The organism is Agromyces sp. Leaf222 (assembly GCF_001421565.1).
In the GTDB taxonomy this organism is placed as follows: Bacteria; Actinomycetota; Actinomycetes; order Actinomycetales; family Microbacteriaceae; genus Agromyces.
The window spans coordinates 1,276,549-1,301,241 of the sequence record NZ_LMKQ01000001.1 but is presented as its reverse complement, the minus strand read 5'-3'; the positions used below and the strand labels follow the sequence as shown (position 1 = coordinate 1,301,241).

Sequence of the window (24,693 nt, the reverse complement as noted above, 5' to 3'; positions counted from 1 at the left end):
GAGCCTACCGGGTCGTGTCGAAGGCCTCGGTGTCGGAGGCGTCGCCGTCGCCGGGCTCGCCGTCATCGCGACCCGGGGCGGCCTCCCGGCGCCACCACGGAGCGTCGGGGTCGGGCGCGACCGTGCGGGCTGGCTGAGCGGGCGCGGGCGCCGACGTGGTCGCGGGCCCGACCGGCCGCGGCGACGGCGCGGGATCGCCGGCTCCGACGGTGCCCACCGGAGATGCGGATGCCGCAGCCGCACCGGAGGCACCGGATGCCGCGGCCCCCGCACGGGCGGCCGCCGACGCCGCGGCCGGCTCGCGGTCGGGAACGGGCTGGAACCGGGGCGCCGGCCGGTCGACGCGCCCCGTCGCCCGGTCGTCGCGCAGCGCGAGCCCGGCACCGACGTGCTCGTTCGCCTCACGGGCGCGCAGGAGTGCGGCGTACCCGCCGACCAGGGCCCCGATGCCGATCGTCGCCGCCGCGACGAGGGCGACGGCGAACCCATCCGGCCCGATCTCGGCGAGGCGGCCCGGACCGACTGCGCCCGACGACCAACGCGCGAGCACGCCGAGGGTCGCGCCGGCGACGATCGCGGAACCGGCGGCGACCGCGAGCGGACGCCACCACTCGGTTGCGGAGCCGTCGGACACCCGACCCCTCGTGGTCGCGACGATCCACGCCCCGACGAAGCCGAGCAGCACCGGCACGACCAGCCACAGTCCGCCCAGCGCGGGCGATGAGTCCGGCAGCGCGCCCAGCAACGGGATCCCGGGCACGGGTCCGAGGACCGTGGACCCCGACGACACCACAGACCCGGCGCCGAGCGCGAAGCCCGGCCCGAGCAGCCATGCCGCGGTCCACACGACGAGGTTCGGCAGCAGGGCGAGCTCGGCCATCGTCAGGGCGATGCCGCCGTCGATGCCGGGATCGAGCGCCTGGTAGAGGCCGGCGATGGTCGCGTAGTCGAGCGTGATCGCGACGGCCAGGAGCACGCCCGCGACGGCCAGCACGCCGAACGCTGCGCCGGCGCCGATGCGCACCGAGACGGCCACCACCTCGGTCAGCAGCGGCGGCAGCGCGGCGACGAGGCGACGCACGGGCCCGGCACCCGCGACATCCGTCGAGGGATTGCGCACGGACTCCCCCACCGAGCCGATGAGCGCGCCGAGGCCGACGACGAAGGCGGGTAGGCCGATCGACCACCACGGGTTCGCGTGCAGGGCGGGCGAGTCGACGATGAGCCCGGCGCCGGCGCCCGCGAGCGCGAACACCGCCATCGCCGCGAGGGCCCCCGTGAGCGCGTGGCCGGCGGCCGCCGAGCGGCGCCCGATGCGCAAACCCGCCGAGATCGACAGCAGCGCGATGCCGAGCAGCGCGATCGCGATCGTGAACGGCTCGGCCGCGCCCTCGAGGCCCGTGCGCGACGCGGTGACCGGATCCGCCTGCGCCGTGAGGTTGACCCCGTGCCCGAGCAGCCACACGCCGGCCGCGGCGTGCACGAAGACCATCGCGTCGACCGCGAGACCGAAGTGCACCGCCCACAGCAGCATGAGCGGCACGAGGGCGAGCGCGAAGCCGATGAGCGCCGCGACGAACGCCTCCAGCGAGGCGAGCAGGGCGATCGTGGTGCGTCTCATTCCTCCGGGAGCCTAGCCCGGAGAGCGCCGCTCACTCGACAGGCTTCGCGCGATCCTTCGGACCCGCCGGCTTCTTCGTCGCGGTCGCGGTGCTCGTGCCCGCGGAGGCTGCGCCGGCGTCGAGTCCGATGCGTTCGTCGGCCTCGATCGTGACGTCGTCGACGACGACGGGACCCCCGTCGAGCTCATCGTCGAGCACGAGCGTGTCGGCCTCGCCGAAGGCACCCGATGCAGCCGCCGCCGCCTCCGCCTCCGCCTCGCGTGCGACCGCGGCCGCGGCGACCTCGTCGGCCGGACGCTGCAGCAGCTCGACGAGCGCGACCAGAAGCAGCGCGACGACGATCGTCCACACCACGAGACTCACGGTGATCGGCCTCGTGAACAGGATGACCGCGACCGCGCCGAGCGTGATGAGCGAGAACACGAGCACGCGCTGGCGGCCGAGCCATGCGCCGAACGAGCCGGTCGTCAGCCCCCGCGCGGCGGCTGCTCGACGCACCGAGCCGAAGCCCGCGTCGGCGAACCCGCGCAGCTTCGCCGGCGTCGGCGTCGGCCCGCTGAGCCAGGCGATGAGTGCTGCGGCCACCGCGAAGACGATGAGCGCGACCGTCGTGGCGAACATGCGATCGACGATCTGGTCGTATATCACCTCTGCGGCGCCGGTCGGCACGATGCCGGGCGAGACCGTGCCGATGAAGTACAGCCGGCCGATGCCGAAGCCGCTCGCGAGGATCGCGAGCGAGACCGCGAGGGCCGACGTGGTCCAGATGATGGCCGTGCGGCGACGCGGCGCCACGAGGATGCCGGCGATGAGGAAGGCGAGCGCGATCCAGGGCAGCCAGATGCCGACGGAGACGGCGAGCCCGTACACGAGCTGCACCGTCACCAGCGATTCCGCCTTCGCCACGACGATGGTGCGATCGATCGCCGGAATGTTGGCCGCGAATCCGACGCCCGCGTCGACGAGCCGTTGCTTGATCTCCTCGATGATCGGCCCCAGCTGGATGCCGAGCTCGCCGTCGCCGCTGATCTGCAACGCCGCATTCGGGTCGCCCTGCAGGGCCGCGATCGTCTGGGTGTGCGTCGTTCGCAACGCTTGCTCGAAGATGTCGCCGAACGCGTCGGAGGTGACGAAGCGGTTCACGATCTGCCCGACGAGCGTCTCGATGCCCTGCGTCGCAGGCCCCTCGAGCAGCCCGAGGGCCTGTTCGGCACGCGGTGGGAGCCCGAGGTCCTTGATGGCGTCGAACACGGCCGATGTGTACGCCGCGATGTCGACCGACTCGAGGATCGCGGTGGTCGCCGCGTCGGAGACGTACGCCTGCACCTCGGGGTCGTCGGCGAGCGGGGCGAACGTCGCGACGAACGTGTCGGTATCGACGAGCTGGTTCTTCGCCCACCCGCCGAGCACGGCGATCGGTGCGAGCAGCACGCCGATGATCACGAGCGCGGTGGCGGCGGCGACACGGCCTCGCCCCGACCGGCGGACCTTGGTCGGCGTCCCGGCGACGGCGCGCGGCACCTCGACCTCGACCCGGAGTCGGGCGTTCTCGGCCTCGAGGGCCTCGATGCGAGCCAGCAGTTCCTGATCGTCTCTTGCAGCCATGCCGTCCCCCTCGGACTCGCCTGTCATCCACACCATATCGGCGCAGGCGCGACGAGCGCAGCGTTCCGAGGAGCGGAGACGCGAAAACGCCCGCCCCGGCCGCCGTGCGAGGCACGGACAGTCGGAGCGGGCGTTTCAGGATGCGGTGCGGGCGACGAACGGGCGCCGGCCCACGGCATCCGGGATCAGAGGGCGGCGTAGACCTCGCGCAGCAGCTGCGCGGTCTCGGACGGCGTCTTGCCGACCTTGACGCCGGCGGCCTCGAGGGCCTCCTTCTTCGCCTGCGCGGTGCCGGCGGAACCGGACACGATCGCACCGGCGTGACCCATGGTCTTGCCCTCGGGGGCGGTGAAGCCCGCGACGTAGCCGACGACCGGCTTGGTGACGTTGGCCTTGATGAAGTCGGCCGCGCGCTCTTCGGCGTCGCCGCCGATCTCGCCGATCATCACGATCGCCTTGGTCTCGGGGTCGGCCTCGAACGCCGCGAGGGCGTCGATGTGCGTCGTGCCGATGATCGGGTCGCCGCCGATGCCGATGGCGGTCGAGAAGCCGAGGTCGCGCAGCTCGTACATCATCTGGTACGTCAGCGTGCCCGACTTCGACACGAGGCCGATCGGGCCCTTGCCGGTGATGTTCGCCGGGGTGATGCCGACGAGCGACTCACCGGGGCTGATGATGCCGGGGCAGTTCGGGCCGATGATGCGGGTCGTGTCGCCCTTCTCCTTGGCGTACGCCCAGAACTCCGCGGAGTCCTGCACGGGCACGCCCTCGGTGATGATCACGAGGAGCGGGATCTCGGCGTCGATGGCCTCGACCACGGCGTCCTTCGTGAACGCCGGCGGCACGAACGCGATCGACACGTCGGCGCCGGTCGACTGGATGGCCTCGGCCACCGAGGCGAACACGGGCAGTTCGACCGAGTTGCCGGAGGCATCGGTGTGCAGCACCGTCGTGCCGGCCTTGCGCGCGTTCACGCCGCCGACCACCTGGGTGCCCGCCGCGAGCATGCGCGCGGTGTGCTTGGAGCCCTCGCCGCCGGTGATGCCCTGGACGATGACCTTGGAGTCCTTGTTGAGGAAGATCGTCATTGCTCTGCAGTCCTTCTTCTACCTACGCGGCGTTCGCGAGCTCGGCGGCCTTGTCGGCGCCCTGGTCCATGTTCTCGGCGAGGGTGACGAGCGGGTGCGCGGCCTCCTCGAGGATGCGGCGGCCCTCGACGACGTTGTTGCCGTCGAGGCGCACGACGAGCGGCTTGTTCGCGGTCGAGCCGAGCTCGGCCAGTGCGCCGACGATGCCCTTGGCGACCTGGTCGCACGCGGTGATGCCGCCGAAGACGTTCACGAACACGCTCTTGACCTGCGGGTCGCCGAGGATGATGCCGAGGCCGTTGGCCATGACCTCTGCCGAGGCTCCGCCGCCGATGTCGAGGAAGTTGGCGGGCTTGACGCCACCGTGGTTCTCGCCGGCGTACGCGACGACGTCGAGCGTGGACATGACCAGTCCAGCGCCGTTGCCGATGATGCCGACCTCGCCGTCGAGCTTGACGTAGTTGAGGTCGAGCTCCTTCGCAGCGGCCTCGAGCGGGTCCGCCGCGGCCTTGTCCTCGAGGAGGGCGTGGTTCGCGTGACGGAACTCGGCGTTCTCGTCGAGCGTGACCTTGCCGTCGAGGGCGATGACGTTGCCGTCTTCGTCGAGGATGAGCGGGTTGACCTCGACGAGCGTCGCGTCTTCGCCCTTGTAGACCTCGTAGAGCTTCACGAAGACGTCGGCGACCTTGTCGACGAGCTCGGCCGGGAAGTTCGCGGCGACCGCGATCTCACGGGCCTTGGCCGCGTCGATGCCCGCGATGGGGTCGACCTCGATGCGGGCGAGGGCCTCGGGCTTCTCGACCGCGAGCTGCTCGATCTCCATGCCGCCCTCGACGCTCGTGAGCGAGAGGTAGGAGCGGTTGGCCCGGTCGAGCAGCACCGAGAAGTAGAACTCCTGGGCGATGCGTGCGCCGCCGGCGACCATGACGCGCTTGACGACGTGGCCCTTGATGTCGAGGCCGAGGATGGCCTGCGCCGCCTCGAACGCCTCGTCGGGGTTCTTGGCGACCTTGACGCCGCCCGCCTTGCCGCGACCGCCGGTCTTCACCTGCGCCTTGACGACGACCACGCCGCCGAGCTTCTCGGCTGCTGCGCGAACCTCCTCGGCGGTGTCGGCGACGATGCCGGGGAGCACCGGCACCCCGTACTGCTCGAACAGGTCTCTGGCCTGGTACTCGTAAAGATCCACGCTCTACTTCCAATCGGTCCGCACGCGCGACCGCGCACAGTGGCTGGTGGGTGTATGCCCGACTGGAATGTCTCGATATCGAGAGATCCGCTGGGGCCGGGTCAATGCTACTCCGCTCGCATCGAGGCTCCGAACCCGCCGTCGACGCGTGGGCCTGGGCCTGGCGAGCTCGGGCCGATCTCTGCGCCGATCAGGGGCGCCGATCAGGAGCGGTCGGATGCCGGTGGCCCGACGCTCGGCATCGTGCTCGTGGGCGGCGGCATCGGTCGCACCTCGACGAACCGCCGTGCGGCGAGCACCGCGAGCAGGCCGACCGCGGCCCCGAGCACCGTCTCGAGCACGCGATCCGCGATCAGGTCGATCAAGGGAACGGGCGAGGCGAGGTGCACGACCGTGAGGGCGAGCGGCGTGATGAAGACGAGGGCTGCGCCGTAGTGGCGGCCGACGAGCAGCTCGGCGCCGAACTGGCACACGGCGATCACGACGATGAGCACCCACGGCGGCGGGTCGGGCCAGAGCACGAGGGCCGTGGCCACGACTCCGACGAGGGTGCCGACGACGCGATGCGCGGCCCGTTGCGCGGTGTGCGCCGCCCGCGCGGGCGGGATCACCGCGACGGCGCTCACGACCGCCCAGTACGGATGGCCGATGCCGAGCGCGAGCGCTGCGGCACCCGCGAGGAGCGCGGCCGCGACGTTCTGCACCACGTTCAGCCAGAGGCGCGGGTCGGTCCAGCCGCGAGCACGCACCGGCGTGCGGCGCGGCAGGTCGCGGAACACGGCCTGCGTGCGTCGAGGAGCCGCGCGTCGCAGCACCCACCCCGACATCGCGAGCAGCCAGGCGAACGCGGCCGCCGCCCACGCGACGCCCCAGCGCTGCCATCCGGTGCCGTCGTCGACCGGCTGGGCCGCGCACACCAGCAGGCCGAAGACCGCGAACAGCGGCCCGGAGGGGGTGACGCCGAGCACGTTGAACACGACGATGACGGCCGTGATGAGCAGCGCGAGCACCGCGGCCTCGACGCCGAGCGGGGCGTGCACGACCGCGAGCAGGATGCCGAGTCCGGTCGCCGCGACCTGCACGGCGCCCGCGGTCGTGACGGTGCGCATGCGCGTGCCGTAGGGCTCGCTTCGGCCGAAGATCGCGGTCATCGCGCCGAACGCGGCGTACGCCGCCCACTCGGTGCGCCCGATCGCCACGAGGATGGTCAGCGGAACCGCCGCCGCGAGGGCTGCGCGGAGTGCGACCTCGACGTCGAGCGTGCGGAACTCCCGCCACCACCCGCCGATCGGGGTCGACGGGCTCATGACACGCGGCCCAGATGCACGGCGGCGTAGGCGAGGGCGGCGACCGTCTCGCCGTCGGTGATGCCGCCGTCGCGCACGAGCCGCCACACCTCGGTCCATGGCACGGCCCGCACCAGGCTGATGCCCTCTTCATGTTGCGAGTGGCCTGCGGATGCCGCGACCTCGAGCCCGGTCGCGAGGAACACGTGCTCGGGCGCCTTGGCGATGCCGTTGAGCGCGCTCATGCGGCCGATCTCGCGCCACTCGGACGCCGCGTACCCGGTCTCCTCGAGGAGTTCGCGCTGCGCGGCGAGCAGCACGTCTTCACCGTCGGTGCCGCCGGCCGGCACCTCGATCGAGGCTCCGACGGTATGCCGGTCGACCGTGACGAGGAGCACCTCGTCGGCGTCGGTCATGGCGACGATGAAGACGGCCGGATGCCGCATCTCGACGACGCCGTAGATGCCGGTCTCGCCGTCGGGTCGCTCGACGTCGTCTTCGACCACGCGGATCCACGGGTTCTCGTAGACCGTGCGGGTGGCGCGGATGGGCCAGGCCATGTCGCGCCTCAGAGCTTCTCGATCGGGGCGATCTTGATGAGCAGCTTCTTCGGCCCCGCGGTATCGAAGGCCACGTGCGCGATGCGCTTCGTGCCCTCGCCCGTGACCTGGTTCACCCGGCCCTCGCCGAAGTCGACATGGCGGATGCGGTCGCCGGCTTCGAGCGTGAGGTCGCCGTTGTCGCGCACGGTGCCCGTGACGCGGTTCGCCCACTCGGCCTTGGGCTTGGCGGACGCCGTGACGCTGAACCGCTCGAGGTCGCGGTCGCGAGTGCCCCAGGCGCCGCCCGGGCGCCGGGCGTTGAGGGCGCGGGGCTGGGTGCCGCCGCGCGAGGTCGCCATTCCGGGCGACTGCTTCCAGTCGACGAGCCCCTCCGGGATCTCCTGCAGGTAGCGGGACGGCATCGCCACGGCGACCTCGCCGAACTGGGCCCGGCTCATCGCGAGCGAGATGTAGAGGCGCTGGCGTGCGCGCGTGATGCCGACGTAGAAGAGCCGGCGCTCCTCGGCAGGACCGCCGGGCTCGGAGGCCGACATCTGGTGCGGCAGGAGCCCCTCTTCGAGACCGGTGAGGAACACGGCGTGGTACTCGAGGCCCTTCGCGGTGTGCAGCGTCATGAGCGACACGGTTCCGGAGGCGTCGTCGAGCTCGTCGGCCGCGGCGACCAGCGAGACCTGGGTCAGGAAGTCGACGACCGTGGCCAGCGGGTTGTCGCGGTCGAAGTCGCGGGTCTGCGCGACGAGCTCGTCGACGTTCTCTGCGCGCGTCTCGTCTTGGGGGTCGCGGCTGCGGCGCAGCGTCTCGATGAGGCCGGAGCGCTCGAGCAGGAACACGAGCACGTCGGACACCTTCGAGGCGCCCTCGTTGGTGCCGGCGGCGACGCCGGCCGCCGAGGGTGCGAGCATGGCCGCGGCCTCGTCGAGCACCGTCGCGAGCGTCGTGATGGCACCCGTGACCTTCGGCCCGAGCCCGAGCGCGTCGGCCGACCGCATCGCCTCGCGGAAGGTGACCTGGTTCGCCTCGGCGAAGCTCGACAGCGCGGTCTCGGTCGCCGGCCCGATGCCGCGCTTCGGCGTGTTCAGGATGCGCCGCAGCGCGAGCTCGTCGAGCGGATTGGCCACCGAGATGAGGTAGGCCATCGCGTCCTTGATCTCGGCGCGCTCGTAGAACTTCGTGCCCCCGACCACCCGGTAGGGCAGCGCCGAGCGCACGAAGATCTCCTCGAGCGCTCGCGTCTGCGCGTTGGTGCGGTAGAACACGGCGATGTCGCGGTAGGCGACGCCCGAGCGGTGCAGCGCCTCGATCTCGTCGGCCACGAACTGCGCCTCGTCGTGCGCGGTGTAGCCCGTGTAGCCGGTGATCTTGTCGCCGTCGCCGACCGCGGTCCAGAGCTTCTTGTCTTTGCGGTCGAAGTTGTTCGAGATCACGGCGTTGGCGGCCGAGAGGATGTTCTGCGTCGAGCGGTAGTTCTGCTCGAGCAGCACGACCTTCGCCCCGGGGAAGTCGCGCTCGAACTCGGAGATGTTGCGGATGTCGGCCCCGCGGAACGCGTAGATCGACTGGTCAGAGTCGCCGACGACGGTGAGGCTCGCGCCCGGGATGCCGCCGGTGGCGTCGGCCACCGCCCTCACGTTGAACCCGTGGTCGGCCATCTCGGCGACGCGCTCGGGCGGAATCGGCTGCGTGAACTCGCGGATCAGCGAGTACTGCGCGTGGTTCGTGTCCTGGTACTCGTCGACCAGGATGTGGCGGAACCGGCGCTGGTAGAGCGACGCGACCTTCGGGAACGCCCGGAACAGGTAGACGGTCTCGGCGATGAGGTCGTCGAAGTCGAGGGCGCTCGCCGCGCGGAGCCGCCGGGTGTACTGCCGGAAGATCTCGAGGAACATGACCTCTTGGGGGTCGTTCATGTTCGCGTTGCGCGCGTAGGACTCGACGTCGGAGAGCTCGTTCTTGAGCTTGGAGATCTTCGACTGCGCGCCGGCGGGGGTGAACCCCATGGTGTCGGCGTCGAGCTCCTTGATGATGCGCTTCAGGACCGTGCGCGTATCGGCCGAATCGTAGATCGTGAACGTCGACGACAGCCCGATGGCCTCGGCCTCGCGGCGCAGGATGCGCACGCACGCCGAGTGGAACGTCGAGATCCACATGCCGGACGCGCCCTCGCCGAGCAGGGCCTCGACGCGTTCGCGCATCTCGGCGGCCGCCTTGTTCGTGAAGGTGATCGCGAGGATCTGGCTGGGCCACGCCTCGCGGCTGTCGATGAGCCCCGCGATGCGATGCGTCAGCACGCGGGTCTTGCCGGAGCCGGCGCCGGCCACGATCAGCAGCGCCTGGCCGCGGTACTCGACCGCTTCGCGCTGCTCGGGGTTCAGGCCGTCGGTGAAGCGGTTGCCGGATGCCGCGGGCTCACCGGATGTCGCAGGTGCACCGGCTGCAGCGGGCGCCTCGCGCCAGCCGGCCGGGTCGTCGGGGTCGAGGATCAGCGTCATGTCCCGACAAGTCTAGGCGCGGCATCCGACAGCGCTCCCCCGCTCCGGACGGAACGAGGGAGCGCGAACGAGCCGGCGCTGAACCGGCTCAGGCGAACTCGACGAGCAGCTCCACCTCGACGGGCGAGTCGAGCGGCAGCACCGCGACGCCGACGGCCGAGCGCGCGTGGCGCCCGGTCTCGCCGAACACCTCGCCGAGCAGCTCGGACGCGCCGTTGATCACGCCGGGCTGGCCGGTGAACGCGGGGTCGGAGGCCACGAAGCCGACGACCTTCACGATGCGCGTGATGCGGTCGAGGGAGCCGATCTCGGCGCGCACCGCCGCGAGGGCGTTGAGCATGCAGGTGCGGGCATAGGCCTTCGCGTCGTCTGCGGGAACGAGGCCGTGGCCGTCGCCCACCTTGCCGGTCGCGGGCAGCGCCCCGGCCGTGAAGGGCAGCTGGCCCGACGTGTGCACGTAGGGCCCGGTGGCCACGGCGGGGATGTACGCGGCGACGGGCGGCGCGACATCCGGGAGCACGATGCCGAGCTCGACGAGGCGCGCCTCGAAGCCGGCCATCAGGCGTGCCCCTCGCCGTCGAAGGCCTTCGCGGCCTGCGCGGCCGCTGCGGCTCCCGCGGAGGCGGCGACCGACTCGGAGCCGCCGACCGGGCGCTTGAGGTACGCGACGAGCCCGCCCTCGGGCCCCTGCACGATCTGCACGAGCTCCCAGCCCTCCGAACCCCAGTTGTTGAGGATCGCGGCGGTGTTGTGGATCAGCAGCGGGGTGGTGATGTATTCCCAGGTGACCATGGGATCCTCGTCTCTCCGTCGACAGGCGGCTCGGTCGGAGTCGGCCGGGGCGACCGGGCAGCATTCAACCCGGCACCCGGGCAGGCGTCATGGGTTTGCCCAGCATCCGTGCCGTTGTTTGTCAGCCTTCTCCGTTAAGCTCCACTATATGTCTGCCCAAAATCGTACGATGAGCGGTGTCGGCTCCGGAGTGCTCGCATTCCTCGGCATGAGCGCTCTCGCCGGCGTGCTCGTGACGGCTGCTGTGACCCCTGCACTCGCTGTGACCGGCATGGCCGCGAACAACAGCATCACCATGTTCGAGAACCTTCCGGGCTTCCTCAAGATCGGCGAGCTCGCGCAGAAGTCGAGCATCTACGCGATCCAGCCCGACGGCACCCCCGCGGAGATCACCTCGTTCTACGACGACAACCGCGAAGAGGTCGAGTTCGACTACATCTCGCAGTTCCTGAAGGACGCCGCGGTCGCCGGTGAGGACCCCCGCTTCTACGAGCACGGCGGCATCGACATCAAGGGCACGCTGAGCGCCGTCGCGAACGAGTTCATCCCGGGCGGTGCGACCCGAGGCGGCTCCTCGATCACGCAGCAGTACGTCAAGAACGTGCTCATCAACAACGGCATGAACGAGGCGAAGACCGCCGAAGAGAAGCAGGCCGCGTACGACGAGGCGACCGCGACGACGCCCGAGCGCAAGCTGAAGGAGATGCGCTACGCCATCTCCATCGACAAGAAGTACCCGAAGGACGAGATCCTCAAGGGCTACCTGAACATCGCCGCGTTCGGCGGGCAGGTCTACGGCGTGCAGTCCGCCGCGCAGTACTACTTCAAGACGAACGCGAAGGACCTCACGCTGCCGCAGGCCGCGAGTCTCATCGCGATCGTGAACTGGCCCGAGAAGTTCCGCCTCGACTACCCCGACAGCGAGACGAACGGCGCCAACACCGTCGTCGACGGCGAGAAGGTGCCGTACGCCGACAACAAGAGCCGTCGCGACTACATCTTGAAGGAGATGCTCGACGAGAAGAAGATCACGCAGGAGGACTACGACGCCGCCGTCGCGACTCCCGTGGAGCCCGTCATCTCGCCGCCGACCACCGGATGCCAGGCCTCGCCGTACTACGCCTACTTCTGCGACTACGTGACGTGGGAGATCAAGGACAAGATGGACAAGGCGGACACGCCTGACGTCAACGAGGGCGCCGAGATGCTCTCGCGCGGCGGTCTGAAGATCTACACGACCATCGACATGCAGATGCAGGATGTCGCGACGCAGGCGCTGAAGGAGAACGTGCCGTCGTCGATCCCCGAGATGGACCTCGGCGGCTCCGTGGTGTCGGTCGAGGTCGGCACCGGCCGCATCCTCGCGATGGTGCAGAACACCGACTACAACGTCGACCCCGACGTCACCGGCGACAACTACTCCGCCGTCAACTACAACTCGGGCATCGACTACGGCGGATCCAGCGGCTTCCAGCCCGGCTCGACGTTCAAGACGTTCACGCTCGCCGAGTGGCTCAACGAGGGTCACTCGCTGAACGAGAGCATGAACGCCACGAAGCGCAGCAACTGGGGCACGTTCAACGACAGCTGCTCCGGCCCGATCGACGTCGGCGGCTGGGACCCCGGCAACGACGAGGGCGGCAACGGCGGGTTCTGGACCGCGCTGTTCAACACCATCAACTCCGAGAACACCGGCTTCGTCGCCATGGCGAAGCAGCTCGACCTCTGCGGCATCAAGAAGACCGCGACCGCGCTCATGAGCGCCGGCCGCGCCGACGGTGGCGAGCTCGGCACCCCGGCCGGCACCGACTGGACCTTCCAGCCCTCGGCCGTGCTCGGCACCGAAGAGGTCGCCCCGCTGTCGATGGCCACCGCGTTCGCGGCGTTCGCCGGCGGCGGCGTCTCCTGCACGCCGATCGCGATCGACAAGATCGAGGACGCCGAAGGCAATGCGGTCGAAGCGCCGAAGTCCACGTGCACCCAGGCGATCACGACCGACGTCGCGGCGGGCATGGACTATGCCCTCAACAAGGTCATGACCCAGGGCACCGGTACCTCCTCGCTCTACAAGATGGACACCTCCGGCACGCCGATGATCGGCAAGACGGGCACCACCGACAACAACGAGGCCACCTGGATGAGCGGTGCCTCGTCTCGGGTCGCCACGGTCGTCGGCGTCTACAACGCGACCGGGCACGTCAACCTCCGCCAGACGTACGTCAACGGCGAGCAGGCGGCCGTGCTCCGACACAACATCTGGCCGCGCGTGATGGACTTCGCGAACACGAAGTACCCCGGCACCGGGTTCCCCGAGCCGAAGAGCGAGTACCTCAGCGCCCCGCAGGCCGAGGTCCCGAGCGTGCTCGGCCTCACCCCCGACGCCGCGCAGAAGGCCCTCGAGGCCGCCGGATTCGGATGGGCGCTCGACGGCGAGGTCGACTCGGCCCAGCCGAAGGGCACCATCGGCGAGCAGAGCGCGACCGGCATGACCTCTCGCGGTTCGCAGATCATGCTGAAGGTCAGCAAGGGAAACCTCGCTCCGGTTCCGAACGTGGTGGGCCAGCAGGCCGACGCCGCCGAGGCCGCGCTGAAGCAGGCCGGCTACAAGGTGCGTCGCGCGAACGAGAACACCGACGACGACAGCAAGGTCGGCATCGTGCTCTCGCAAGACCCTGCGGGCGACGGTTCGGCCGCGGCCGGCGCCACCGTGACGATCACCATCGGCAAGAAGTCGGCCGGCGGCAACGACGGTGGCAACGACGGCGACGGCGAGACCCCGACGGTTCCCGGCGGCGGCGGTTGAGCCCCTCGAAGCTGGCACCGGCCGCGTCGATCGCACTCGCGATCGGCGCGGCCGGTGCCGCAACACTCGCCTGGGGCGTGCTCGTCGAGCGCAAGCGCTGGACCCTGCGCCGCGTCGAGGTGCCCGTGCTTCCGGCAGGTTCGAGCCCCATCAAGGTGCTGCACCTCTCCGACCTGCACATGGCCCCGTGGCAGCGCGAGAAGCAGGCGTGGGTCCGATCGCTCGCCGAGCTCGAACCCGACCTCGTCGTCGACACCGGCGACAACCTCGGCCATGAACGCGGCATCGAGGGCATCCGGGCGGCGTTCGAACCGTTCCGCGGGGTTCCCGGCGTCTTCGTCAACGGCTCGAACGACTACTTCGGCCCGGTGCTGAAGAACCCGTTCCTCTACTTCACGGGGCCGTCGGGCCATGTTCCGCGCAGCAAGCGGCTCGACATCGGCGAGCTGCACGCCTACTTCGCCGAACTCGGCTGGCAGGACCTCGACAACACCGCGACCACGCTCGACCTTCGCGGCACGCACTTCGAGTTCTTCGGCGTCGACGACCCGCACAAGGGCTTCGACCGCCTCGACCTCATCACGGGCGCGATCGACGACCTGCGCGCCGACGACCCGCTCGCCGACGACCGGTGGCCCGATGCGGCATCCGGAACCCCGACCCGGCCGACGGTGACCGTCGGCGTGACGCACGCGCCCTACCAGCGGGTGCTCAACTCGTTCGTGAACCACGGCGCGCAGCTCATGCTCGCCGGGCACACGCACGGCGGCCAGGTCTGCGTGCCCGGCTTCGGTGCGCTCGTCACGAACTGCGACATCCCGCGCACGCAGGTCAAGGGGCTGAGCGTGTGGCGCCACGGCCTGCGATCGGCGTTCCTCAACGTCTCGGCCGGCCTCGGAACCTCGATCTACGCGCCGGTTCGGTTCGCCTGCCCGCCCGAGGCGACGCTGATCACGCTGGTCGCGTCGAGCTGACTCCCCGAGTGGTCTGCGGGCCCCGGTTTATCGGCTATCCTTGTTGAGGCCCGCAAGGGCACCGGGGTGTGGCGCAGCTTGGTAGCGCGCGTCGTTCGGGACGACGAGGTCGCAGGTTCAAATCCTGTCACCCCGACACACATGATGAAGGCCTCCGCGAGAGCGGGGGCCTTCGTCGTTTCCCCGGCGAGACGCTCGCATCGCGGCGTTTCGTGGGGCGACCACCATGAGGTGCAGTGCGGATGCCGCGGGGCACTCCGGAGGCCGCAGGGCACTGCGGATGCCGCGGATCTCAGTCCTGCGGATGCACGACCTCGGGTCGACCACCACCACCGTCGCCGCCGCGGCCACTCGCGGCGAAGCGGACGATCGACATCTCGGGTGGGCCCTCGAGCCCCCACTCGGCCGACCGCGCCTCGACCGCAGCGAGGACCGCCTCGGCGTCGATCGCGACGCTCCTCGGATCGACGGCGAGCCCGACGCCCCTCGCCTTCAGCACGGCCTCCTTGAGCGTCCACGCGCGAGCGAGCGCCCGACGCCGGAGCGGCCCGTCGTCGATCCTCGCGAACACGGCGAGCTCCTCGGGCGAGCACATGCGCCGCACGAGCTGCGGGCGCGCGAACGCCTCGAAGGGCGACGTCTCCACGTCGGCGCCGACGAGGGCGCCGATGCCGACCGCGACCAGCATCGAGGTGCCGCTGTGGGCGATGCTGACGTCGACCGCGGGGTCGCCGCGCAGCCTCGGCTTCTCGCCTGGGCGTTGCTCGGCGAACTCCGGTCGAACTCCGAGGTGCTCGTGCACGAGGTCACGGGCCCAGGCCCGCCCGATCGAGCGCCGAGCGGCGAGACGGAGTCGCCGCGCCTCGCCGTCGGACGCCATCGGCGCTCCCGCCAGCGGGGCGGGCAGCTCGACCGTCCAGTCGCCGCTTCGCCACCACAGGCCGTCGGCGCCGCCCAACGTGCCGCCCCGCGCATCGTGGGGGGCGAGCGCGGTCGGGCCGCCGGTTCCGGTCACGCCGCGGCGAGCCGTTCGGAGATGCCCTCGGCCAGCTCGCCGATCGTCGGGTAGTCCCAGACGATCGTCGGGTCGACGTCGAGTTCGAACTCGTCCTCGATGTCGCCGCACAGGGTCAGGGCGTAGACCGAGTCCAGCCCGAGGTCTGCGAGCGGCGTCGCCGCGTCGAACGTTCCGGCGTCGACCTTGCCGTAGGCCACGACGCGGCCCATCAGCCAGGACTCGATGGTCGGGGCATCCGTGGTCATCTGGTGTCTCCTTCTTCGTGTGGAACCGTCGGCGTCGCCGCCCGTTCCGAGATCGTGAACCGAACGTCGCGGTCGACGAGGTCGTCGGCGATGCCGACGAGGTGCTCGACCGTCTCGGGCGCGAGCGGCGGAACCCGCCCCGCGAGCCTGGCCTCGATTCGGCTCAGGACGGCAGCCCTGACCACCTCGTCGGCCAGGACCGAATCCGTCGGCGCAGCCGCGCACGCCCCGGCCCAGGCGCCGGCGGCGAACAGCAGGGTCAGACGGTGCGCGAGGGCGAAGGCCTCCGGCGGGGCATCCGCCCCGAGCAGCGACGGCGAGATCTCCGAGGCCTCGGCGCGTAACCGGTCGAGCTCGGCGGCGAGCCGGTCGAGCGCGTCGCGCGCATCGCGAGCCTCGACGGAGTCACCGCCGAACGCCGCCCGGACGGTCGGATCCGTCAGCGCGGCGCCGAGCGGGTCGCTCGCCCCCGCCCCGAGCGAGAGCCGGCCGAAGTCGAGCTCGCCGAGCGGGGCGCCGAGCTCGAACAGGTCGGCATCGGTCGCCGTGGTGCGGCGCGAGCGGCGAACCCAGGCCGGGAGGTTGGGCAGGATCGTCAGCAGGCAGGCCGTCGAGCCGGCGTGCCCGATGGGCACGACGGCGAGGTCGCGCACGAACTTCTCGACGACGTCGTACGGCGCGACCCTGGCGTAGAAGGTCGATCCGAAGAGCACGGAGAGGTCCTGCATCGCCGACTGCAGCAACTGCGGCACGAGGTACTTCGACGCCGCCGTCAGCACGAGGCATTCGGCGGGCGCCAGGTGCAGCGCGCGCACGACGACCGCGCTCATCGCGTCGGCGAGCCAGAGATCGGCCATCGCGCCGGCGAGCAGGGCTCGGGCGTGCGGCAGGTCGAGCACCGCCCCGCCGTAGAGGGAGCGTTCGCGGCCGTAGTGCACGGCGAGGTCGAGCGTCGCATCGACCGTCGCCACGGCGAGGGCGGGGATCACCGCGCGGCTCACCTGGAACGCGGTGAGCGCCGTCTGCGCCGCGGTTCCGGGCGCCCCGACGACCGCCTCGGCGGGCACCGGCAGCCCGTGGAACTCGGCCACGCCGATGCGGCAGCCGCGCATGCCGGCCGTGAGCACGCGACGGCCGGTGTCGACGAGCGGCCTGCTCGCGGCATCCTTGTGCCAGAGCAGCAGCGAGTGGCTCCTGGCACCGGCATCGGGCGAGGTCCGCGCCATGACGAGCACCGACTCGGCGCGATCGACGTTGTTGATCACCTGCTTGACCCCGGTGAGCACCCATCCCCCGTCGCCGTCCGGCTGCGCGGTGAACTCGTTCGCGAGCAGGTCGTTGCCGTGGTCGAGCTCGTGGAAGCCGACCGCGATGCGTTCGCCGCGGAGCAACCGCGCCGCGACCTCGCGCTGCTGCGTCTCGTCGCCGGCGACCCACACGTTCAGGGCCGCCATGAGCGACGTGACCCCGTAGCCGAGCCCGAGTGCCGGGTCGCGGCGGAAGATCGGTCGCCAGCGGCGCACGAGGTCCTCGGTCGAGACCCAGCGCCCGCCGAGCGAGGCCGGCACGAACTCCGCCGCCGCATCCCATTCGTCGAGCAGGCTCTCGGCGGTCGTACTCAGTCTCCGCGCGTCGTCGTCGGCGACGATCGACGCGTAGTCGAAGGGGCCAGGATGCCGCGGGTCGCCGAAGAGCTCGTCGAGGTCGTCGGGCGGGGTCGCCGGGGTCGGGGTCGCCGGGGTCGGGGTCGTCGCCTCGGCGCGGCCGTCGAGCATGGTCATGCGGCGTCCGCCCATCCGTCGAGCATCGAGACCGCCCGTGCGCGCGCCGACTCCTCGAAGGCCAGCTCGGCGAGCGCGGACGCCGACGGTGCCGCCGACGTCGAGGCCTGCAGGCCGAGCCGCACGGCGACCCGGTCGAGGATCGCGGTCAGGCGCACCTCGGACGGGGCGCTCGACGCCTGCGGCGACCCGAGGTCCGTGGCGATGGCGCACGCGGCGCCGAAGCAGAGCGCGATCCGCTCGGCGAGGTCGAACGAGGCCGCCGACGGCGCCGACTCCCGCGGCGCGGCTCCGGCCGAGGCCACGAGCCGGTCGTACTCGGCGACGATGCGCCTCGCAGGCGAGGCGGCCGGCCGCGCGCCGAGCAGGTCGACCAGGCCGGGCAGGCTGCGGAGCACTCGCGATCCGCGCTTGGTGACGAGCCTGAGCCTCGACGTGTCGACCCATCCGTCGCGAGCCGCGAAGCCGAAGTCGGCGACGATGCCCTCGGCATCGACGGGCTCGGTGACGCGCGCGATCGACGGGAACTCGTTGATGATCATGTTCAGGTTGACGACGGAGTTGCCGTCGAAGATGCCGACGACCCGGTTGTCGCGCGCGGCCTTCTGGAAGGCGCCGGCGCCGGCGATGCCGAGCAGCTGCGACCTCGCCCCGACGAAGGGCGTGAGATCCCGGAACATGAGGTCGACCGTGTCGGGCACGAGGAACTTCACGAGCGCGCTGACGAGGGACATCTCCTCGGGAGTCCGGTGCGCGCCGCGGGCGCCCGCGTACATGACGGCCTCGGCCAGCAGCGAGTCCGCGATCGCGGTTCCGAGCGTCGCCCGCGCCGCCGGAAGGCCGGCGAGCGAGCGCCCGAAGAGCCGGCGGCCCGACGCGAACCCGGTCGCGATCGCGATCGCGTGATCGGCCGCCCCGAGCGAGAGGGCCGTGGTCAACGGCCTCGTCAGCTGCAGGCTCTTCAGCACGATCTCGAGTCCGTGGCCGGGCGCCCCGACGAGGCGGTCGGCCTCGACGATCGTGCCGTTCAGCTCGAGCCCGCTGATGTCGGCACCGCGGATGCCGTGGGTGGCGACCTTGGGGCGAGCGGACAGGGTGCCCGCGTCGACGCGCTGCTTGTCGACGAGGACGAGCGAGAGCGCCCGCGGCCCCGGCTGTTCGGAGCTGCGGGCGAGCACGGTCATCGCGCGGCCGCGCGTGGCGTTGTTGATCGGCCACTTCGCACCGGTGATCCGGATGTCGCCGCCGATGGGGGCCGCGGTCGCCGTGTTCGAGAGGTCGGAGCCGCGTCCGGGCTCGGTGAGACCCCACGAGACCGGGTCGCCCGCGAGCACGAGCTCGGCCATGTCGCCCGCGATCCGTCCGCCGGCGATCCAGGCTCCGACGGCGCCGAGGAAGGTCTTGCCGTGCGCGACGGCGACCGTGAGGTCGCGACCGGCGAGCCGCCGGATCATCATCATCGGCACGAACACGTCGCCGAGGCCGCCGCCGTGCGACTCCGGCACGTAGGCGCGCTGCAGTCCCCAGCCGTCGACGGCGTCGACGGCGTCGCCGGGGAACTCGGATGCCTCGTCGAGCTCGATCGACCGATCGGTCGTGATCACCGCGCCGGGCTCGTCGGGTTCGCCGAGGAACGCCTCGAAGGCGGCCACCGCCGGGCGATCGAGCCGCTCAGTCGGCGGCGCGGTCTCGTGCGCGTCGATCGTCGAGACCGAGCCCGGGGCCGCCGCGCTCATACGGTGCTCCGATCGAATCCGACGCTGAGCACGGTCGCGAGCCGCTCGTCGGCGAGCAGCGATCGGGTGAGCGCGCGCTGCACCTTGCCGCTCGTCGTGCGGGGCAGCGTGCCCTTGCGGATGAAGGCGATGCCGAGTTCGGGCAGGGTGTACTCGTCGACGACCCTCCGGCGCACCTCCTCGGCCAGCCGCTCGAGCTCGTCGAGCGGCACGCGCGCCGAGTCGACCTCGGCGACGAGACCGACCGCCGGTTGCGAACCGAGACCCTCGAACGCCGCGCTGAGGCATCCGGACTGCAGGAACACCTCAGCGGTCGTCTCGAGGTCCTGCGGATACAGGTTGCGTCCGCGGATGATGATGAGGTCCTTGATGCGGCCCGTGATGACGAGCTCGCCGTCGACGAGCGACCCGAGGTCGCCGGTTCGGAGGTAGCGGCGGTCGCCGGGCTCGCCGACGAGGGTCGCGCCGAAGACGAGCTCGGTCTCCTCCGGACGGTCCCAGTAGCCGCGGGCGACGCTCGGTCCGCGCACGAGGATCTCGCCGATCGCGCCCTCGCCGACGCGGAGGCCGGAGGCGGGATCCATGATCGCGATCTCGTGCCCGGCGGCCGCCGGCCCGCACGAGACGAGTTCGACCACCCGGTCGTCGGATACGGGGTCGTGCAGCTCCCCGGCCTCGACCCCGGCGGCATCGACCCGGATCGGCTTCACCGGCCCGGGCCGCACGCTCGCCGTCACGAGCAAGGTCGTCTCGGCCATGCCGTACGCGGGGATGAAGGCGCGGCCGTGGAACCCGGCCGCGGCGAACCGGTGCGAGAAGGCGGCGAGGGTCGATCCGCGCACCGGCTCGGCGCCCGTGATGACGCCCCGGAGCGCCGACAGGTCGAGTTCGGCGAGCTGCTCGTCGGTGACGAGCCTCGTGCACAGGCCGTATGCGAAATCCGGCCCGACCGTGTGCGTCGAGCGGTACCGGCTGATGAGCCGGAGCCAGAGCAGCGGACGCCGCAGGAACTGGCTCGGCGAGGTGAGCACGCTGTCGGCACCGACGAAGATCGGCTGGAGGAGCTGACCGACCAGACCCATGTCGTGGTAGTGCGGCAGCCAGCCCATCGTGCGCGACTCGGCCGAGATGCCCGCGGCCGCCGTGATCGCGGCCTCGTTGGCGACGAGGTTGCCGTGACTGACCATCACGCCCTTCGGCGTTCCGGTCGAGCCGGAGGTGTACTGCAGCAGGGCGAGCGACTCGGCGGTGATGGCCGGCGGCGTCCACGACGCGGCATCCGCCTCGCCCGCGAAGGTCGTGACCTGCGTGACGGAGGCACCGGCCGGGGCGTCACCGGGCTCGAGGCCCATCGCGGCGAGCGCCGTGCCGTCGGTGAGCACGAGCACGCTGCGGGAGTCGGCGATGATCGCCTCGAGCCGAGCCAGCGCGGCACCCGGCTGACGCATCGCCGCGACGGGCACGGGGGCCGCGACGAGGCCTGCGTAGAACGTCGCGTAGATCGCCCGGATGAAGGCGAGGCCCGGATCGAAGGCGAGGATCACCACGTCTCCGGCGGCGTGGCCGCGCGCGGCCAGTGCGGCGGCGTCGGCGCGAGCCTGCCGGTCGAGGGCCGCGTACGACCTGAACTCGGAATCGGTCGGGCTCGAGTAGAACCTGATTCCGCGCTCCTCGCCGGCCTCGGCTGCGGTGCACATCATGACGTCGACGAAAGTCATGCTCATGACGTCGGCTCCCTCCCCTGTCGGCCGCCCGGCTGATGGAACTCCGTCGTCCGGCGCAACCCCGGGTGTGCCGAGCATATGGAGCGTTGTTGAACACCGCGCGCACACCGTGTTGCGCGCATGTTACGGCTTGGCCCGGAGGCACCCCCAGCTCGGGGGGTGGGATCCGGGCGCGGAGATCGTGCGGATATGCTGACCGCCTGTCGGCGGAGCTCGCCGCACCCACGCACCGGAAGGACCCTCGATGGCCAACGGACTCGGCGCACTCCGCCAACGCCTCTCGCAGCCGCTGCGGTCGCCGGGGCTGCTCGCGGCAGCCGACCGCATCCTCCTCTCCAAGCGCCACGTGGCGGGCCCGAGGGATGGAGCGCACCACGTGCTGCTCGCCCCGGCCGGCGGCGGGAACATCGGCGACCAGGCGCTCGTCGAGGCGTTCATCGAGAACGTCGACGGCCGCGTGAGCGTCATCTGCCGGCGGCCGACCGACTACGCCATCGACGACGACCGGGTGCGCGTGGTGCCCCTGCTCTCGCTCGCCTACGGCGACCTGATCGGCCACGCACGCGACATGCGGGCCTTCCGCGAGCTGCTGCGCACGGCGACCTCGTTCTCGGTCGTCGGCGCCGACGTGATGGACGGCGGCTACGGGCACCGGGCCTCGGCGAACCGCGCAAACCTCGCCCGCCGGGCGGCCGAGGTCGGCATCGACGCCCGGATCCTCGGCTTCAGCTGGAACGCCTCGCCGCATCCCGTCGCGCTCCGTGCGGTGCGCGACGCGGCGGCGAGCGGCGTCGAGGCCGTGCTGCGGGACCCGCGCTCGGCCGCACGCGCCAGGGCCGACGGCATCGAACCCGTCGTCGACGGCGCCGACATCGTCTTCCTCGCCAGGAGCGCCGACGCGGACACCGCGTCGATCTGGGCCGACCGGGTGCGCGGGCCGCTCGCCCTCGTGAACTTCTCCGGCCTCGTGCCGGCCGACGGCGGCCTCGAACCCTATGTCGAGGTCGTGCGCACCCTTCGCGACCGAGGGCACGGCGTCCTCCTGGTGCCGCACGTCTCGCGTCCGGGCGCCGACGACCTGCCGATCTGCCTGGCCGTGGCCGAGCGGTTCGAGCACGACGCCGACGTGGTGCTCGTCGACCACCTGCTCTCGCCCTCGGCGATCCGCGGGCTGACCGGTCGGGCGAGGGTCACGGTGACGGGGCGCATGCACCTCGCGGTCATGAGCCTCATGCAAGGGGTTCCCGCGGTGACCGTGGCCACGCAGGGCAAGGTCGAGGGGCTCATGGACCTCTTCGGCGCACCCCGGCTCTGCGTCGCGAGCGATCGCCTCGCGACCGACCTCGCCCGTGTCGCGGGCGAGACCGCCGACGACGCCGAGGAGCTCTCGAGGCGAATCGTCTCACGGCTCGCCGACGTGCAGGCGCTCGCCGGTCGCAACCTCGCGCGGCTCCCCGTCAGGGATCGGACTGTTACCTCCGGGTAAACAATCGGCGTTCGACCCTCGGTTCACGACGTCCGCCGGATACGCTGAGCGGGCTGGCGACTCGGCCGATGACGGACGCTCGAAGGACGTATTCGGATTCGGGCGTCACACGGGTCGCCGCCGGTAGGGGAGGCGATGTGAACGGTCTGAAGCTGGTGCTGCTGATGCAGCGGGCCCGCGATGCGCTCTTCTCGAAGATCGCCTCGACGGGGTTCGCGAGCTTCGGTGCGCGAACCCGCATCCTGCTGCCGTTCCGGGTCGGCAACGCCCACCGCATCGCGGTCGGTTCCGACGTGCTCATCGGGCCAGGGTCGTGGCTGATCGTGCCGCGGCTCGACGAACCCTCCCCCACGATCGTGATCGGCGACCGGGTGCGCATGAACCAGACCTCGATCTCCGCCGTGCAGAGCGTCGTCCTCGAGGACGGCGTTGCCATCGCGCGCGGCGTCTACATCTCCGACCACACGCACGGGTTCGACGACCCCGACGTCTTCATCCGCGACCAGCCGCTCGCCCGCGTGGCGCCCGTTCGCATCTGCCGCGGCGCCTGGATCGGCCAGAACGCGGTGATCATGCCGGGTGTCACGATCGGCGCCGGCGCGGTCGTCGGCGCGAACTCCGTCGTGCGCGACGACGTGCCGCCGCGCTGCGTGGTCGCCGGCGCGCCCGCGCGCGTCATCCGGGAGCTGACGGCGTGAGCGAGCACCCCGACGCCTCGTACGCCCTCTCCGAGGACGACGCAGCAGCGGATGCCGGCCGAGGGGGCGCGCCTGCCCCGTCCGACTTCGTCTTCACGTTCAGCTACGAGACCTACTCCGACGCGGTGCGGCGCGGCATGATGCGTCCGCCCGACCGGATCCTCTCCAGCCTCATGCGCAGCCCCGAGGTGCGGCGGCTCCTCGTCGCGGACCCGTTCCGCTGGGTGCCGCGCGTCGCCGCCTCGCCGATCCTCGACCGCGACGTGCGATTCCCGGCAGACGAGCGCGTCTCGTACCACCGGCCGGCACGCCTGCGGCGGGAGGACCCGGTCGACGTCGACGGCGTCGCGTCCGAGTACGCGCGCTACGACCGGTCGCTCGAGCGGGCTGCGGCCCGCGCGGGTCTCACGACACCGCACCTGCTCACCACGAATCCGCTCGTGGCCGGGTTCGCGCCCGCCGACTGGGCCTCGGGGGTGACCTTCTTCGCCCGCGACGACTGGCTGAGCTCGCCGGCCAGGCAGGCGTACTGGCCCGCGTACCGCGAGGCCTACCGACGCATCTCCGAGACCGGCCGCTCCGTCGCCGCGGTCTCGGCCGAGATCATCGACCGCATCTCTCCGACCGGTCCGGCGATGGTCGTGCCGAACGGCGTCGAGCCCGACGAGTGGCTCGGCCTGCTCCCGGCCGCCCCGGCCTGGTTCGCCGAGATCCCCGGCCCGCGCGCGGTCTACGTCGGCACGCTCGACTCGCGACTCGACGTGCCGGGCATCGCCGACCTCGCGACGCGCAGGCCCGAGCTCCACGTGGTGCTGCTCGGGCCGTGCCCCGACCCGGAGTACGTGGCCGGCCTGCGTCGGTTCCCGAACGTGCACATCCACCCGAGCGTGGCGAGGGCCGAGCTCGTCGCGACGCTGCGGAACGCCGAGGTGTGCCTGCTGGCGCATCGGCGCACGCCGCTCACCGAGGCCATGAGCCCGCTCAAGGTGTACGAGTACCTCGCCGCCGGCATGCCCGTCGTCTCGATCGACCTGCCGCCCGTGCGCGGCATCGACGACCGCGTGCTGCTCGTCGACAGCGTCGCCGATTTCGCCGACGTCGTCGACCACGCGCTCGACCTGGGCAGGGTGTCGGAGCGGCACCGCATCGACTTCATCGAGGCCAACTCGTGGTCGGCGCGGCACGAGATGGTGCTCGCGCTCGCACGCGCCTGAGCGTCCGAGTCTGAGCCGCCCGCGGCATCCGATCGACCCTCGACCGAGCCCCGTTCGACCTTCGAACACCGCTGCGCCCGAGGCGTGCCCCCCGTTCGGAGGGCACGCCTCGCTGCTTTGTGTCGAGGATGTATCACTCGGCTGAAGAGCCTGTGAACAGGGGGGCGTGCGCCTATCGCCGGGGAGGGGCGAATGCTTTGATCGGCGAAGAGCGCGTTTCGAAGTCGTCGGTTCCCGAACGACCTTCGACCGGGAAACCGCAGGAACCGCTCGATCACCCACAGGCAACGACCGCCTGGCCAAGCACCCATCCCGCATGCGGGCTCCGGCGGTCATCCGTGACCCTGGCTTCCGCTGCACGCTGACTGACGTCCAGGGGG

General features: G+C 71.5%; 19 protein-coding genes and 1 tRNA gene. 6 read left to right on the top strand and 14 right to left on the bottom strand.

Annotated features, from left to right (window positions below; genetic code table 11):
- Positions 1–4: 4 nt before the first annotated feature.
- The 9 genes from ASE68_RS05655 to ASE68_RS05615 all read right to left on the bottom strand — a co-directional run bounded on the left by ASE68_RS05655 (position 5) and on the right by ASE68_RS05615 (position 10,634).
- On the bottom strand, positions 5–1,621 hold the full coding sequence (locus ASE68_RS05655) for a DUF6350 family protein (protein ID WP_055856044.1): 1,617 nt from the start codon (positions 1,619–1,621) through the stop codon (positions 5–7).
- Positions 1,622–1,652: 31 nt separating this feature from the next.
- A complete protein-coding gene (locus ASE68_RS05650) occupies positions 1,653–3,227 on the bottom strand; it encodes a hypothetical protein (RefSeq protein ID WP_157421563.1) in 1,575 nt (524 codons plus the stop codon).
- A 185-nt stretch (positions 3,228–3,412) separates the two neighbouring features.
- Complete coding sequence (gene sucD, locus ASE68_RS05645) at positions 3,413–4,315, bottom strand: succinate--CoA ligase subunit alpha (protein WP_055856038.1); 903 nt, start codon at positions 4,313–4,315, stop codon at positions 3,413–3,415.
- Positions 4,316–4,337: 22 nt separating this feature from the next.
- Positions 4,338–5,504: an ADP-forming succinate--CoA ligase subunit beta gene (gene sucC / locus ASE68_RS05640; RefSeq protein WP_055856035.1), complete on the bottom strand. Its 1,167-nt coding sequence runs from the start codon at positions 5,502–5,504 to the stop codon at positions 4,338–4,340.
- A gap of 203 nt (positions 5,505–5,707) precedes the next feature.
- Positions 5,708–6,811 (bottom strand): FUSC family protein, encoded by a 1,104-nt coding sequence (locus ASE68_RS05635; RefSeq protein WP_082462051.1) that lies wholly within the window; start codon positions 6,809–6,811, stop codon positions 5,708–5,710.
- Entirely contained in the window at positions 6,808–7,350 is a 543-nt protein-coding gene (locus ASE68_RS05630) for an NUDIX hydrolase (RefSeq protein WP_055856030.1), read from the bottom strand. The genes ASE68_RS05635 and ASE68_RS05630 overlap by 4 nt, the downstream gene beginning before the upstream one ends.
- Before the next feature lie 8 nt (positions 7,351–7,358).
- Positions 7,359–9,842, bottom strand: a complete 2,484-nt coding sequence (locus ASE68_RS05625; RefSeq protein WP_082462050.1) for an ATP-dependent helicase — start codon at positions 9,840–9,842, stop codon at positions 7,359–7,361.
- 88 nt (positions 9,843–9,930) lie between these two features.
- A complete protein-coding gene (locus ASE68_RS05620; protein ID WP_055856027.1) occupies positions 9,931–10,401 on the bottom strand; it encodes a RidA family protein in 471 nt (156 codons plus the stop codon).
- Positions 10,401–10,634 (bottom strand): hypothetical protein, encoded by a 234-nt coding sequence (locus ASE68_RS05615; RefSeq protein ID WP_055856024.1) that lies wholly within the window; start codon positions 10,632–10,634, stop codon positions 10,401–10,403. Before ASE68_RS05615 ends, ASE68_RS05620 begins: the two co-directional genes overlap by 1 nt.
- A gap of 169 nt (positions 10,635–10,803) precedes the next feature.
- Here ASE68_RS05615 and ASE68_RS05610 point away from each other — a divergent pair, with 169 nt between their 5' ends.
- The 3 genes from ASE68_RS05610 (at position 10,804) to ASE68_RS05600 (ending at position 14,547) form a co-directional block, all read left to right on the top strand.
- Complete coding sequence (locus ASE68_RS05610) at positions 10,804–13,437, top strand: transglycosylase domain-containing protein (protein ID WP_162238253.1); 2,634 nt, start codon at positions 10,804–10,806, stop codon at positions 13,435–13,437.
- Positions 13,434–14,411: a metallophosphoesterase gene (locus ASE68_RS05605; protein WP_055856018.1), complete on the top strand. Its 978-nt coding sequence runs from the start codon at positions 13,434–13,436 to the stop codon at positions 14,409–14,411. Before ASE68_RS05610 ends, ASE68_RS05605 begins: the two co-directional genes overlap by 4 nt.
- A gap of 62 nt (positions 14,412–14,473) precedes the next feature.
- Positions 14,474–14,547 (top strand) — tRNA-Pro (locus tag ASE68_RS05600).
- 156 nt (positions 14,548–14,703) lie between these two features.
- On the opposite strand, the gene ASE68_RS05595 is transcribed toward ASE68_RS05600, so the two are convergent.
- Genes ASE68_RS05595 through ASE68_RS05575 form a run of 5 tightly spaced genes read right to left on the bottom strand, consistent with a single transcriptional unit; the run spans position 14,704 to position 20,915 of the window.
- Positions 14,704–15,426 carry a 4'-phosphopantetheinyl transferase superfamily protein gene (locus ASE68_RS05595; protein WP_055856014.1) on the bottom strand — a complete coding sequence of 241 codons (723 nt, stop codon included), beginning with the start codon at positions 15,424–15,426 and terminating at the stop codon, positions 14,704–14,706.
- Entirely contained in the window at positions 15,423–15,674 is a 252-nt protein-coding gene (locus ASE68_RS05590) for an acyl carrier protein (protein WP_055856011.1), read from the bottom strand. Before ASE68_RS05590 ends, ASE68_RS05595 begins: the two co-directional genes overlap by 4 nt.
- Positions 15,671–17,455 carry an acyl-CoA dehydrogenase gene (locus ASE68_RS05585; RefSeq protein ID WP_162238252.1) on the bottom strand — a complete coding sequence of 595 codons (1,785 nt, stop codon included), beginning with the start codon at positions 17,453–17,455 and terminating at the stop codon, positions 15,671–15,673. The genes ASE68_RS05590 and ASE68_RS05585 overlap by 4 nt, the downstream gene beginning before the upstream one ends.
- The gene (locus ASE68_RS20150) at positions 17,452–19,191 is read right to left on the bottom strand and encodes an acyl-CoA dehydrogenase family protein (RefSeq protein WP_055856006.1); all 1,740 of its coding nucleotides are present in this window, start codon (positions 19,189–19,191) and stop codon (positions 17,452–17,454) included. The genes ASE68_RS05585 and ASE68_RS20150 overlap by 4 nt, the downstream gene beginning before the upstream one ends.
- Complete coding sequence (locus tag ASE68_RS05575; protein WP_162238251.1) at positions 19,188–20,915, bottom strand: fatty acyl-AMP ligase; 1,728 nt, start codon at positions 20,913–20,915, stop codon at positions 19,188–19,190. Before ASE68_RS05575 ends, ASE68_RS20150 begins: the two co-directional genes overlap by 4 nt.
- 244 nt (positions 20,916–21,159) lie before the next feature.
- Here ASE68_RS05575 and ASE68_RS05570 point away from each other — a divergent pair, with 244 nt between their 5' ends.
- From ASE68_RS05570 to ASE68_RS05560, 3 genes are all read left to right on the top strand, one after another.
- Positions 21,160–22,401 (top strand): polysaccharide pyruvyl transferase family protein, encoded by a 1,242-nt coding sequence (locus ASE68_RS05570; RefSeq protein ID WP_055856004.1) that lies wholly within the window; start codon positions 21,160–21,162, stop codon positions 22,399–22,401.
- A 137-nt stretch (positions 22,402–22,538) separates the two neighbouring features.
- Entirely contained in the window at positions 22,539–23,099 is a 561-nt protein-coding gene (locus ASE68_RS05565; RefSeq protein ID WP_055856001.1) for a DapH/DapD/GlmU-related protein, read from the top strand.
- Positions 23,096–24,313: a glycosyltransferase gene (locus ASE68_RS05560; RefSeq protein ID WP_055855996.1), complete on the top strand. Its 1,218-nt coding sequence runs from the start codon at positions 23,096–23,098 to the stop codon at positions 24,311–24,313. Before ASE68_RS05565 ends, ASE68_RS05560 begins: the two co-directional genes overlap by 4 nt.
- Positions 24,314–24,693 lie beyond the last annotated feature (380 nt).

Coding starts and splice junctions, on each gene's coding strand:
- ASE68_RS05590 (WP_055856011.1), bottom strand. CDS start 15,674: ATGACCACGGATGCCCCGACCATCGAGTCCTGGCTGATGGGCCGCGTC.
- ASE68_RS05655 (WP_055856044.1), bottom strand. CDS start 1,621: ATGAGACGCACCACGATCGCCCTGCTCGCCTCGCTGGAGGCGTTCGTC.
- ASE68_RS20150 (WP_055856006.1), bottom strand. CDS start 19,191: ATGAGCGCGGCGGCCCCGGGCTCGGTCTCGACGATCGACGCGCACGAG.
- ASE68_RS05625 (WP_082462050.1), bottom strand. CDS start 9,842: ATGACGCTGATCCTCGACCCCGACGACCCGGCCGGCTGGCGCGAGGCG.
- ASE68_RS05650 (WP_157421563.1), bottom strand. CDS start 3,227: ATGGCTGCAAGAGACGATCAGGAACTGCTGGCTCGCATCGAGGCCCTC.
- ASE68_RS05635 (WP_082462051.1), bottom strand. CDS start 6,811: ATGAGCCCGTCGACCCCGATCGGCGGGTGGTGGCGGGAGTTCCGCACG.
- ASE68_RS05620 (WP_055856027.1), bottom strand. CDS start 10,401: ATGGCCGGCTTCGAGGCGCGCCTCGTCGAGCTCGGCATCGTGCTCCCG.
- ASE68_RS05575 (WP_162238251.1), bottom strand. CDS start 20,915: ATGAGCATGACTTTCGTCGACGTCATGATGTGCACCGCAGCCGAGGCC.
- ASE68_RS05570 (WP_055856004.1), top strand. CDS start 21,160: ATGGCCAACGGACTCGGCGCACTCCGCCAACGCCTCTCGCAGCCGCTG.
- ASE68_RS05585 (WP_162238252.1), bottom strand. CDS start 17,455: ATGACCATGCTCGACGGCCGCGCCGAGGCGACGACCCCGACCCCGGCG.
- sucD (WP_055856038.1), bottom strand. CDS start 4,315: ATGACGATCTTCCTCAACAAGGACTCCAAGGTCATCGTCCAGGGCATC.
- ASE68_RS05615 (WP_055856024.1), bottom strand. CDS start 10,634: ATGGTCACCTGGGAATACATCACCACCCCGCTGCTGATCCACAACACC.
- ASE68_RS05610 (WP_162238253.1), top strand. CDS start 10,804: ATGAGCGGTGTCGGCTCCGGAGTGCTCGCATTCCTCGGCATGAGCGCT.
- ASE68_RS05630 (WP_055856030.1), bottom strand. CDS start 7,350: ATGGCCTGGCCCATCCGCGCCACCCGCACGGTCTACGAGAACCCGTGG.